Source organism: Kitasatospora sp. NPDC056138, from assembly GCF_042264695.1.
Classification (GTDB): domain Bacteria; phylum Actinomycetota; class Actinomycetes; order Streptomycetales; family Streptomycetaceae; genus Kitasatospora.
Genome location: NZ_JBHJVK010000098.1, coordinates 1 through 12,170 on the forward strand (window position 1 = coordinate 1; position 12,170 = coordinate 12,170).

11 protein-coding genes are annotated in these 12,170 nt (G+C 68.5%); 6 read left to right on the forward strand and 5 right to left on the reverse strand.

Annotation, left to right across the window (positions count from 1 at the left end):
* Positions 1–241: 241 nt before the first annotated feature.
* Together ACFC1R_RS35630 and ACFC1R_RS35635 are read right to left on the reverse strand one after the other, a co-directional pair.
* The gene (locus ACFC1R_RS35630; RefSeq protein ID WP_375945865.1) at positions 242–886 is read right to left on the reverse strand and encodes a response regulator; all 645 of its coding nucleotides are present in this window, start codon (positions 884–886) and stop codon (positions 242–244) included.
* A gap of 50 nt (positions 887–936) precedes the next feature.
* Positions 937–2,103, reverse strand: a complete 1,167-nt coding sequence (locus tag ACFC1R_RS35635) for a sensor histidine kinase (RefSeq protein ID WP_375945866.1) — start codon at positions 2,101–2,103, stop codon at positions 937–939.
* 169 nt (positions 2,104–2,272) lie between these two features.
* Between ACFC1R_RS35635 and ACFC1R_RS35640 the strand changes: the two genes are divergently transcribed.
* The 4 genes from ACFC1R_RS35640 (at position 2,273) to ACFC1R_RS35655 (ending at position 5,229) form a co-directional block, all read left to right on the forward strand.
* A complete protein-coding gene (locus ACFC1R_RS35640; RefSeq protein WP_375945867.1) occupies positions 2,273–2,641 on the forward strand; it encodes a hypothetical protein in 369 nt (122 codons plus the stop codon).
* 113 nt (positions 2,642–2,754) lie between these two features.
* Complete coding sequence (locus ACFC1R_RS35645; protein WP_375945868.1) at positions 2,755–2,922, forward strand: hypothetical protein; 168 nt, start codon at positions 2,755–2,757, stop codon at positions 2,920–2,922.
* Between the two features lie 22 nt (positions 2,923–2,944).
* A protein-coding gene (locus tag ACFC1R_RS35650) for an IS3 family transposase (RefSeq protein WP_375945869.1) occupies positions 2,945–4,131 on the forward strand; the annotation gives its coding sequence in 2 pieces (ribosomal slippage) (positions 2,945–3,191 and positions 3,191–4,131; 1,188 coding nt in all).
* 204 nt (positions 4,132–4,335) lie between these two features.
* A complete protein-coding gene (locus tag ACFC1R_RS35655) occupies positions 4,336–5,229 on the forward strand; it encodes an IS5 family transposase (RefSeq protein ID WP_375945885.1) in 894 nt (297 codons plus the stop codon).
* Between the two features lie 44 nt (positions 5,230–5,273).
* Here ACFC1R_RS35655 and ACFC1R_RS35660 read toward each other — a convergent pair whose 3' ends face one another.
* The 3 genes from ACFC1R_RS35660 to ACFC1R_RS35670 all read right to left on the reverse strand — a co-directional run bounded on the left by ACFC1R_RS35660 (position 5,274) and on the right by ACFC1R_RS35670 (position 10,232).
* The gene (locus ACFC1R_RS35660; protein WP_375945870.1) at positions 5,274–5,669 is read right to left on the reverse strand and encodes a contact-dependent growth inhibition system immunity protein; all 396 of its coding nucleotides are present in this window, start codon (positions 5,667–5,669) and stop codon (positions 5,274–5,276) included.
* A 180-nt stretch (positions 5,670–5,849) separates the two neighbouring features.
* Positions 5,850–6,281, reverse strand: coding sequence for a hypothetical protein (locus ACFC1R_RS35665; protein ID WP_375945871.1), 432 nt, complete (start codon positions 6,279–6,281; stop codon positions 5,850–5,852).
* Between the two features lie 21 nt (positions 6,282–6,302).
* On the reverse strand, positions 6,303–10,232 hold the full coding sequence (locus tag ACFC1R_RS35670; RefSeq protein WP_375945872.1) for a polymorphic toxin-type HINT domain-containing protein: 3,930 nt from the start codon (positions 10,230–10,232) through the stop codon (positions 6,303–6,305).
* A 426-nt stretch (positions 10,233–10,658) separates the two neighbouring features.
* Between ACFC1R_RS35670 and ACFC1R_RS35675 the strand changes: the two genes are divergently transcribed.
* Positions 10,659–11,153, forward strand: a complete 495-nt coding sequence (locus ACFC1R_RS35675; protein ID WP_375945873.1) for a hypothetical protein — start codon at positions 10,659–10,661, stop codon at positions 11,151–11,153.
* A gap of 75 nt (positions 11,154–11,228) precedes the next feature.
* Positions 11,229–12,170: trypsin-like serine protease (locus ACFC1R_RS35680; protein WP_375945874.1), on the forward strand; the 942-nt coding region annotated here is incomplete at its 3' end.

Consider the following 12,170-nt stretch of genomic DNA (forward strand, 5'->3'; position numbering starts at 1 on the left):
ACCGGGCCAAGCGCCACGGCGTCGGCAAGACCGTCAAACGCGCCGAGTCAATCAAGGAACACCAAACCCGGTGACCATAAACGCCAAGCTCAGAGAGCGAGGGGGCGAATGTTCTCCACCTGAAGGCCCTTCTGGCCCGGCAACAGCCTATGACGTGGCGAAGCGCGGTGGGGTCGAGGTGGTGGGTGAGGTCGCGGACGGCGTGGTGGCCGGTTGGGGCCATGGAGCACAGGGGTGACGGTCAGCTGACGATGCCGTGTTCCCAGGCCCAGGCTGCGATCTCCACGCGGTTGCGGGCCGGTAGTTTGTCCTGGATCCGGCTGAGATGGCTCTTGATGGTGCTGAGGGAGAGCACCATCTGCTCGGCGATCTCGTTGTTGGTGCGGCCGCGGGCGACCAGGGTCACGACGTTGAGTTCCTGTGGGGTGAGGCGTCGCGCCGCGGCTGCCGCGGTCTCGGCACGGGACGGCTTGTTCAGGTGCTCAAGGAGTCTGACGGTGACGGACGGCGAGATCAGGGAGTCGCCGTTGACCGCGGCGTGTACCGCCTCTACCAGCAAGCGGGGGCCGGAGTTCTTGACCACGAAGCCGCTGGCGCCAGCTCGCAGGGCGCCGTAGACGTATTCGTCCAGGTCGAAGGTGGTGACGATGACGATCTTCGTGCCGGACGCTGCCGCGCCCTGCCCCTGACGCAGGCGCTTCGTCGCCTCGAGGCCGTCGAGTTTCGGCATGCGGATGTCCATCAGGCAGACGTCGGGCTTCAGCCGGCGTACGGTCTCGACGGCCTCGAAGCCGTCGGATGCCTCGCCGATCACGGAAATGTCGTCCTGACCGTCCAGGATGAGCCGGAATCCGGTCCGCACCATCTCCTGGTCGTCGGCGATCACTACTGAGACGCTCAACGCGGGTTCTCACTCCGTACCTTGATGGGCATCGATCACTTCATGGGTATCGATGCCGCCAGTTCCCAGCCACCCTCGGGCATGGGGCCGCAGGTGAGCTCGCCGCCCAGCTCGGCCACCCGCTCCGACAGGCCGATCATGCCGAAGCCGCTGTGCCGGAACCGCCCTCGGCTGCGGTGCTGCCCGGTAGCGTTGTCACGTACGCGGACGACCAGCCGGTCTCCGTTGGTTCCCAGCATGACGTGCACGGTGGTGGCCGTACGGGCGTGTTTGCGGATGTTGGTCAGGCCCTCCTGGACCAGCCGCTCGACGGACTTGGCCAGTTGTGGTGACCAGGCGGAGCTGTCCACGTCGTCGGCCTTGTCAAGCCAGGCGTGCTGTCCGGGTGCCGGGAAGCGGTGGACCAGTTCCTCGATCGCCGTCATGACGGGGGCGACCGGTGCCGATGTCCTGGGACCGCCGGGTTCGCGCAGCAGACGGACCATGCGGCCCATGGCCACCAGCCCTTCCTGGCCGGTCCTTTCGATGTTGGAGAACAACTGGCGGGCCATAGCCGGGTCACGCTCGGCGGTGTGCTCTCCGGCCTGGGCCTGGACGACCATGGCCGTGACGTAGTGGGCCACGTGGTCGTGCAGGTCACGGGCGAGGTCCAGGCGTTCGGACTGGCGCACCCGCTCGGCGGTGGCCTGGCGCCTGCCGTCCTCGGTCCGCAGATAGCCGCCCAGCAGCACGAAACCCACCGGCAGCAGTGTGAACAGCTTGTCGATCCCGTCGAGTACGGGCAGATCCGACAGCGCCGGAGCGCGGCCGGCGAGGCGCACCACCGCCACGAACAGCGGCACCGCCGACGCGGCGAGCGGCAACGGCCGTCCGTACCGGCAGGCCACGCACAACAGCATCAGGAGTCCGATGAGTTCGGCCCATCCGGGGGTGCGCTGCAGCACGGTGCGCTCCACTAGTGAGGTCGTCAGCAGCGAGACGGCCGCCGCGGTGACGGACAGCGCGCAGGCCGTCCACCTCCGGCCGGCCCGGTACGCCGGCAGTGATCCGGCGGCCGTGACCAGCGCCAGGACGCCGCTGGCGACGACCGCGAGCCCGATGCGACTGCGGCTCACCACACCCGCGTCCAGCGCCAGGAGCAGCGCGCCGACGCACGCTGCGGCGACGGCCTCCGGTGCGGGGCGCAAGAGTGACAGGGGCATGGAGAGGAGGATAGACGACCGCTCGCGGGCCCAGCGGCCGGGGAAAGAGGATACGTACTTTCGGCCGATGCCGCTCCCAGGATTGCGGCCTTTCGGCTGCTCTGGACCTGCCGAACGCAGCCCAGAATGAACCGCGTACCAAACGGCCGACGCGTCATCAGGAGGCGCCGTGAAGTTCCCCGAATCCCGTACGTACGTCAGGTCACTGCTCGTGACCGGTGCTTCGGTCATGGCAGCGGTGTCACTCACCGGCTGCGGCCTGTTCGGCAAGAGCTGGGACGTGAAGATGGAAGTGACCGGCCCCGGGACCACCGACGTCAGCTACAGCTTCTCCGGCGAAACCAACGCAAAAACCGCGGCGCGGCAGCGGTTGCCCTGGACCAGGACGCAGAACGTCGGTTTCGGCTTCAACGGCCTGGGGGTCAAGGGCGCGGCTCCCGGCACCGTCTGCAGCATCTACGTCGACGGCAAGCTCAAGAACCAGCAGAAGCCCGACGCCAAGGGCAACCTGTCGTGCTCCGTCGACCTCAAGAACTGATCGGGCTGACCGGGAGTCCGGCGCCTGACGAACACCGAGCGGGAGCAACCGTGAAGACTGTTCGGACGACCGGAGCCGCGACACGTACCACCAGCCGTTTCAACCGCGGTGCGATGGCACTGCTGCTGACCGCGGCCTGCGGCGATGACAAGGGCAAGAGCGGCGATGCGGCCACGACAGCCGGCGCCGCTACCTCCAGCTACGCCGCGGATGCGGCGAGGACGTCGGTCGCGGTGAAGTTGCCCCGGTTTGATGGACAACCTTCCGCTTTGGGACACTGAGTCCCGCAAGGAGGAGTTCATCGTGCCAAGGACGCGTCCGGCCTACCTGCCGGAGTTCCGTCGCCAGATAGTCGAGCTGGTCAGGGCCGGCCGGTCGCCGGAGGAGCTGGCGAAGGAGTTCGAGCCGTCCGCCCAGACCATCCGCACCTGGGTCAACCAGGACCGCGTAGATGCCGGGGAACGCCCCGGGCTGACCAGCGACGAGAAGGAGGAACTCGCCCAACTGCGCCGCGAGGTGAAGCAGTTGCGCGAGGAGAAGGAGATCCTCCGCAAGGCCACGGTTTTCTTCGTCCGGGAGACCAGCCGGTGATCTGCTACCGGCTGATCGACGAGAACACGGCACACCACGACGTCTCCCTCATGGCCCGGCTGCTGGGTGTGTCACGGCAGGGCTACTACGCGTGGCGAGACCGAGGCCCCTCCCGCCAGGAGCGTCAGGACGCCGAGCTCACGGACAAGATCCGCGGGCACCACGAGCGATCCCACGGGACCTACGGAGCCCCGCGCATCCACGCGGACCTGCGTGAGATCGACCGCCTGTCCGTCGGCCGCAAGCGCGTGGCCCGCCTGATGCGCCAGGCCGGACTCGCCGGCGTGCACCGCCGCACCGGCCGGGCATCGTTGACCCGCCAGGACCGGCAGGCCACGGCAGCCCCCGACCTGATCGGCCGCGACTTCACCGCGAGCGCACCGAACCTGCGCTGGACCGCGGACATCACCTACGTGCCCACCGACGAGGGCTGGCTCTACCTCGCCGTCGTCCTCGACCTGTTCTCCCGCCGCATCGTCGGCTGGGCGATGGCCGACCACATGAGAACCGAGCTGGTCACCGACGCCCTCACCATGGCGATCGCGGCCCGAAGACCCCGCCCCGGCCTCGTGCACCACAGCGACAAGGGCTCCCAGTACACCAGCCTGACGTTCGGTCAGCGATGCGACGAAGCGGGGATCCGGCCTTCCACCGGCCGCACCGGCTCGTGCTTCGACAACGCCGTCACCGAGAGCTTCTTCGCCTCCCTGGAAACGGAACTCATCGACCGCACCACCTTCCCCGCCCGCCACCGCGCCGAGCAGGCCCTCTTCGCCTACATCGAGGGCTTCTATAACCCCCGGCGTCGCCATTCGGCGAACGGCCAGCTCAGCCCCGCCGAGTTCGAACGCCGTCACACCGCGAAGACGCCACATAGAGTGCTCTACGCAGTCGCATAGCCCGCAAGCCCATCGGTGTCTGTCAGACCGGGGCAACTCCACGGTGCTGAACGGCACCCGGGTCGGCCGGCGCCTGGTGGTGGTCACGGCCGGCGATCGAGGTCCCGGCTGTGCCGGAGCCGCTGGTCGCGGACTGACGCGTCGAGGGCCGGGCCCCGGTGGTGCTGGGGCCCGGCCTGTTCGGTCTCAGACCGTGTTTGAGATCTGCCGTGTCCCGTTGCTGAGGCGTTCGTTGAGCTCACCGTGAGCGGTGTTGCGGGTGGGTATCCGTCGGACCTGACGGATGAGCAGTGGGCGCTGGTGGAGCCGTTGCTCCCGCCAGCTCGGGTGGGTCCGAAGGGGGGTCGGCGGGAGAAGCATCCGCGGCGGCGGATCGTAGACGCGATCTTCTACGTAGTGCGGACGGGGTGTGCTTGGCGGCAACTGCCGAGGGACTTCGCCCCGTGGCCGACGGTGTACTGGTACTTCACGTGGTGGCACGACGACGGCACCGTTGAGCGCATTCATGACGCCCTGCGCGGCAAGGTCCGTGAAGCTGACGGCCGCGACGCGGAGCCGAGCGCGGGCCTGATCGACTCGCAGTCCGTCCGAACCGCCGACACAGTCCCCGCGGCCACCCGGGGCTTCGACGCGGGAAAGAAGGTCAAGGGCCGCAAGAGGTTCATCGTCACCGACACCCTCGGCCTGCTCCTGGCCGTCCACGTCGTCGCGGCGAGCATTCAGGACCGCGACGGCGCGAAGCGGCCGTTGCTGTGGACCAGGCTCGACCACCCCAGCGTCAAGAAGGTCTGGGCCGACCAGGGCTTCGCCGGCCGCCTGGTCGAGTGGGCCGCTCACGTCCTCGGCCGCGACCTGGAGATCGTCCGCAAGGACCCTGACCAGCGCGGCTTCCAAGTTCAGCCCAAGCGGTGGGCGGTAGAGCGCACCTTCTCGTGGCTCACCGCCCACCGGCGCCTCGCCCGGGACTACGAGACCAGCCCGGCCTACTCCGAGACGATGATTCGATGGGCCATGATCGGCGTCATGGTCCGCCGGCTGACCCGGGGCCGTGCTGCGACGCGCCCCGGCCCACGACCGCTCGTTCGGCAATCCTCGTAGACAGCCGACCCGGACCCTCGCCGACAGCAGCCACTCTCGGCGACCTACAGAGCCAAGAACCCCTCGACCTTCCGTTTCAGGGCAGACGGCATGTCGGCCAACTCCGAGACGATCAAGCGGACCTCCCACCTGAGTTCGGGGACCTCGCTCCACACCTCCGCATTCCTGGTGAGCACGGCGGCCAGCAGATCGCCCGCGTACATCTCGCCTTCCGCCAGTGGGTCGGCCCGAAGGACCTCCACCGCCAACGGCAGGAGATAGGCCAGGCCCACGTCCTGCCTGATCAGTAGCCGAATGTCCTCGACCGTCAGGTCGCCGATCGGTTTGCGCCGAAGCTCGCGCACGGTCGCCATCAGCCGGGTTTCGCCGCCCGATCGGGCCGACCGGCGGTCGCGCTCAAGCTCCTCAAGGGAGCGGTCACGGTTCACGAGTCGAGTCACCGACCGATCGTCCCACGTCAGATCTCAAACACGGTCTCAGGGATGACGTTGCCGTCAGCGTTGCCGTCAGACCTAAAAGGAATGCCCGCCAGACTGCTCTTCTGGCGGGCATTCCTCTATGCGACTAAAGGCAACACCATGTCTCGATCAATCCCATGTCGAATGACTTTCGACAAAGGCCTACTCGAGACTCTGCGCCTCAATCGAGGTCAGTCCAAGCGGCGCAAAAACGGCCGTCAGGACATCGAGATACCACCCGAATTCCATAAAGTCAGGAGCGGCATCGAGTCGAGGCGAGTCGCTGTCGGGTATGAATGAGATCGTTCGACGCTCCGGCAGCACAAGAAGCGATCCAGCACGCCGCTCCGCACCCCAACTGACGCCGAAACCAACGTCGACACCGTGCGCGAGAACCTCCGACAAGCGTGACATCACCGAGCTGGCAGCACGCAGGTCACTGTATTGCCAGTCAAACAGGCCATCCGAGTTATCCATGTAGAACAACCGATTGCCCGAACGGACCTCGATCCCATGCTCCAGCAGCGCTGAGACGATGTCATCCAGCCTCGCGAGCTCACGAAAGCCGAAGTCAATGTCAATTGTTCGACTCACGCGCCACCACCTCTAATCGATCTAGCGAACCTCATGTGGAATACCCTTTGCGTCAAGCCATTTCGTGATTTCTCCCGGGATTGGCTGGTCAGAGAATATTTGAAATCCCGCACCGTTGCCTCGTGCGATCTGCTGCTGCTGACCGGCATTTGACTTGAATTTCGACATGACCTTGGGGTCTTCGAGGGCGCGGTTCCAGTAGTTTCCAGATTTCGCCTCGTACCAGATTTCCTGACCGCTCGCCGTGTAGGCACCATCAAACTGCCTGCCCCCCATACTGAAGCCATCCCTGCCGCCGAGTTCGTCAACCAGTCGCAACTCGTAGGGTCGACCAGCATAACTTCCCGGAACTCCGCCACCGCATTCAGGACCGGCAGGACCGGTGTTATGCACTAGGACCGGCGCGTTTCCGGCCAGTACATAGTACGTGTGAACGGTATTAACGGTCAGGTTGTATGCAGGCTGGAGGGTGTTCCAGTGCCGTACGACCGCGATCTGTGCCGGTCGGCCTGTGGGGGTGTGAAGGGTTTCGCCAGCCTTGAGTTCGGCGGCGTCGTGCCAGGTGTGCTGGTTCTCGACCCAGAAGGGGTGGTGGTCAGTGGAGGTGAGGGTGCTGGTCTCGCCGTTTGCCGAGACGATGCTGAGGTCGGTGAAGTCCCGGTCGTCCGGGGTGTAGATGGTGGCGTCCACCCGGCGGGCGGTGGTGCTTCCGGTTTCCGGATCCGTGGCCGTGACCTGGTCGCCGGTGCGAATCTGTTCGATGGGCCGGGTGGTCCCGTCAGCCATCAGGACACGGGTGCCTGCCGGGAAGCTGTTATGCACTGAGCACGGAGGCAAGAACTTGTCATAGTCCCGTACCTCCTTCCGGTCGCGATTGATGTTCCTGAGGAGGCCGAGGCCCTTGTCACCCCATTTCTCGAACTTGACTGCGGAGGCCGCCCATCCCTCGATCGGGATCGCGCTGGCGCAGGAGAGGCCGGCGTCGACGTAGTCCCTTTGCACGCCGTAGACGGCGCAGTTGAGGAGGTCGGCGGGTGCTCCGAGGACGGGGACGAGGCCGACGGTGTCCAGGAGGAGGTGGACGGCGTCAACCGAGGTGAAGTCGGCGTTCCCGTGTTGGAGCTGGCTGTTCCGGAAGTCCCGAAGGGACTGGTCGAACTGCTTCTCCCACTCCAGGTTGTCCTGGTAGGCGTTGAAGGCTTTGGAACCGGCGTCCAGTGAGTCGATGAAGGCGTCGTGGCTGCTCTTGCCGGCGGCCTCCGCGGAGATCCTGGCGTCGTAGGCGGCCTTGCCTGCCTGATCGGCGAAGCTGCGGGAGGCGTCGGCTGCGGCGGTGGCCCACTGGGCGCTGTAGGTCGCGCTTCGGGCGGCTTGCTGGGCCTGTCCTTCGGACTGGCGGGCCTTCTTGGCGGAGTCGGCCGCCTTGGCGGCGGAGTCGGCGGCCTGGTCGGCGGACTTCTTCGCCTGTGCTGCGTACTGTGCGGCCTGGTCGGCGGATTTCTGGGCCTGGGTGGCCCAGTTGTTGGCCTCGTCCGCGGCCTTCCGTGCCAGGGCCGCGACCCGGGCGGCGTCGGCCGCGTTCTGCTGGGCGGTGGCCGCGATGCCGGCCGACTGGGCGATCATCTGGTCGATCGCGGCGTCGTGGTGGGCGGTGAGCTGGTCCTTCTGCTGGGCCTTGTACTGGCCGGTTTCGACGAAGGCGCGCAGTACTCCGGTGGGGCCTTCGAAGGCGATTTTCGCGGCGGCCTGGACCTCTGGGGTGCCGGTGCTGGAAGCCTGGACCACGATGACGCGGTCGTCGGTCTCGCGGGCGCGGTACTGGCCGGTGGTGAGGAAGTCGAGCAGTGCGGTGCTGCTGCCGTCGTTGATGGCGGCCTGGCCGGCCTGTTTCACGCCGGGGCCGCCGTCGCTGATGGCCTGTACGACGCGGACGCGCAGGTCGGTGGCCTGCGCGTCGTACTGACCGGTGGTCAGGAAGGCGTGGACCGTGGCCGCGTCGCCCTTGAGCGCGTTGGCGGCCGCCGTGGACAAGGTGTCGGGCCCGTCGTCGTCCGTGTCGCGGATGATCTGCTGGACGCGGGCGCGTTCGTCGCGTTCCTTGCCCAGGGCCCAGCCGGTGCGGGCGTATTCGGCCACGGCGGCGTCGGTGTCGGCGAGGGCGAACTCGGCGGCGGCCTGGCTCCAGGGGCCGCGGGTCTTCATCGCGGCGAGTGCCATCCGGCGGCCCTTGGCCGCGACTTGCTGGATGTCGGCGCCGGGCTGTGCGGCCTCGGTTGCCAGGCGGGTGGCGTCGGCGTCGAGTTGTTTGGCGTCGGTGACGGCCTTCTGGACGGCCGCCTGCCGTTCTTCGGCCGCCGAGCGCAGGTCCTTGGCCTGCGCGATGCCCTGGGCGGTGCGGGAGGCCAGTTCCTCGGCCTCGGCGCGGTGGGCGAGGTCGCGGATCGTCTGCTGTTTCCCGACCGCGGCGCTCGCCGTGTCGGCTGCTTCCTTGGCTGCGGTCGCTTGGGCGCTGGACCGGTCGGCCGCCGCGGAGGCGTCGCCGGCGTGCTGTGCTGCCTCGGTGGCGGCCTGCGCGGCTGCCCGCAGGTGGTTGGCGGCCGATGCGGCCGCATCGGCCGCGTCGCCAGCGGCCTTGGCGGAGTCGGCGGCGAGCGCCTTCGCCGCGGCGGTCGCGCGGGCGGATTCGGCGGCGTGGGCGCGAGCGGTGGAGGCTGCGGCTCGGGCTTCGGCGGCCGGGGCCTGGGCCTGGTCGGCGTATCCTGCCGATGCCTCGGCCGAGGAAGCCGCGGCGGTCACCTGTCCGTCGGCGTCCGCCACCGCGTCCAGCGTGGCTTCGTAGGCCTGCTGGGCCTCCTGGGCGTGACGTGACGAGGTCTCGATGGAGTGCAGGTCGGAGACGAGCGAGTTCGCCTTCTTCGCTGCCTGGGCTGCGTTGTCGGCCTGGCTGGCGTCCCATGACGCCGCGGCGGCCGCGTCGAGCGTCTTGGCCGCCTCCTGCAGTGCTCCGACTGCCGCAGTGGTCGCCCGGGAAGCGGCGTTGGCCGCCGTGCGTGAGGAGGCGACGGCCGCGCGGGCGGCGCTGGCCGCGGTCTGCGCGGCCTGTGCCGCCCGGCGCGTGGCCTCGGCGGCGCGCGCGGAGGCGGCGGCCGCCCGGGCGGCGTCGTTCGCCGCCGCCGCGGTCTCCGCGGCTGCCTGGGCGGCGGCCTCCTTCGCCAGGCGGGCGGCGTCGATCGCCCGGTCCGCCTCCTCCTTGGCCGCGGTGAAGCTCTGCTGGGCCTGGGCGCCCGCGTCGGCCACCTGTTCGGCCAGCTGGTGGACGCTCGCGTACTCCTGGTCCCGGGCCTGGGCAACGGGCAGCCCGACTTCCAGGAAGTCGCGGACGTCGTCCGCCGTACCGTTGAACGCGAGCCGACCGGCCTCCTTGGTGGCCGCGCCGCCTTCGGTGATCGCCTGGACCACCGCCACGCGGTCGTCCTGCTCGCGCAGCCGGTACTGGTCCTGCTGGAGGAATGTGCGGACGTTGTCCGCCGTGCCGTTGAGGGCGGCCTGGCCGGCCTTCTTGACGCCGGGCCCGCCTGCGCTGACCGCCTGGACCACCGCTACCCGGTCGTCCTGTTCCTGCGGCGCCTTCCAGCCGTCCTTCAAGAACGCGGACAACTCCGCGGGCGTACCCGCCAGGGCCTTCTTCGCGGCTTCACGGACGGCCCGTCCGCCGATGCTGACGACCTGCAGCGCGAGCTGCCGGTCGTCCACCTGCTCGGCCGCCGCCCGGTCCGTGTCCAGGAAGCGGCGCACGTCGGTGTCCGTTCCCAGCAGCGCCGTCTCGGCCGCGGCCTTGACCGCCGGGCCGCCTGCCTTCCAGAACTGGACGACCTGCCCGCGATCGGTTGCCGGCAGCGTGGCCTGCGCCGGAGCGGGCGCGGTATCCGCGGCGGCCGGCACCGCCGTCATCAGTCCTGCCAGCAGTACCAGGGGAAGCAGGCCGGCTCCGAACGGACGTATCCCGCGGAGCCTCCTCCCGCTCCCCCGTGGCTGAATTGTTCCTGATTCCACTGTGATTCCTCCCCTTCGCGCTCGACAAAGCGCGGCGAGCCTACCCGGAGGGATCCGTACAGAAAGCATCGAGGGGAAACAGCGTCAGGAACGTGAACGATCCGCAGTTTGGACAACTCTAACGCCGAGTCAGGCCGCTTGTGGCCACTGCTCCCTGGGATCGCGACACTCGACCCGTGGTTTAGAGTGGTGGCTATTTCGTCGACGCACACACCGCGCCGCGAGGAGACAGCTGACACGCCAGGTCATGGCCAGCCAATAGTGTCCGTTTTGACTCTTTTTAAGACAGATTAAATGTACTGGCCCAGGCTCGAAGGGGCTTCCATGTCTTTCCGTATACGCAGATGGGCGCTGGCCGGCGCCGCCGTCGCGGCCGCCACCGCCCTCGGGGCGGCCACCCTCGCCACCGCCGACACACCCACCGACAACGCCGGCGCCCCGTTCACGGTCGAGGACGGGGCCTACCCGGGCGCGGCCGACATCCTCCGGGACAAGGGCATCACCCTCACCGGCGGCGACGGCCGCATCAGCCTCACCGACTGTGCCTCGGCCCACCAGATCGAGGTCTACACCCGCACCCTCCACACCGACTTCAGGGACCGGTTCTGCTTCAGCGCCCCCGGTGGGAGCGGCTACCTCGCCCTGTCCATCCCCGAGGTCTACGCCGTCCAGACCACCCCCGACCGGGCCCTGACCGCCAGCGTCACAGCCGACGGCCAGACCCAGACCGTCGACGTGCCCAAGGGCAACCTCATTGGCGTCGGCGAAGGGACCAAGAGCGGCTCGGCCGTCCTGCTGGAACTCCGCATCACCGCCTGACCGCCTGACGGCCGCTCAACAGCGCGTTCGACCAACTGCTCTCGTTCTCAGATCCACACTCCTCGGGGGACACCCATGTCCAAGACCCGTCCACGCACGACGTGGATACCAGGCCTGATCGCCACCACACTCGCAGCAGGCGCCATCACCGCCGGCATCTCCACCGACGCCAGCGCCCTGAACGGCGACCCCGCCGCGGACGGCTCGTACGCCTTCACCGCCAAGATCACCATCGGTGACCAGGGCCGCGCCTGCTCGGGAGCCCTCGTCGACCCCTACTGGGTCGTCACCGCCGCCAGCTGCTTCGCCGACAACCCCGCCCAGAGCACCGCCGTCCCTGCCGGGGCCCCCGCACAGAAGACCACGGTCACCGTCGGCCACACCGACCTGACAACCGCCACCGGCAGTGCGCTGGAGGCCGTCGAGCTGGTCCCGCGCCAGGACCGCGATCTGGTCATGGTCCGTCTCGCCAAGCCCGCGACCGGCATCACCCCGCTTGCCGTCGGCGCCACCGCCCCGAGCCAGGGCGGCACCCTCACGGTCGCCGGATACGGCCGCACCAAGACCGAGTGGGTTCCCAACAAGCTCCACGCCGCCGCCTTCACCATCGGCAAGACCGCAGCCACCGGCATCGACATCGCCCCCCAGGCCCCCGCCGACGCCGCCATCTGCAAGGGCGACACCGGCGGCCCCGCCCTGCACAAGACCAGCACCGGATACGAACTCGTCGCCGTCAACAGCCGCTCCTGGCAGGGCGGCTGTCTCGGCAGCAGTGAAACCCGCACGGGCGCCTACGACACCCGCACCGACGACATCGCCCCGTGGATCGAGGACATCCGCAAGCGCCGCGCCAAGGCCGACATCACGGCCATGTACAACGGTGGGCAGACCGGCACCGGCAAGAACATCACCGCCCTCTTCCAGTTCGCCAACAACGGCAACGGCGACTTCAAGACGCCCGTGAAGGCCTGGGACAACGACGACAACGTCAACAGCAGCTGGGACTGGAACCGCGCC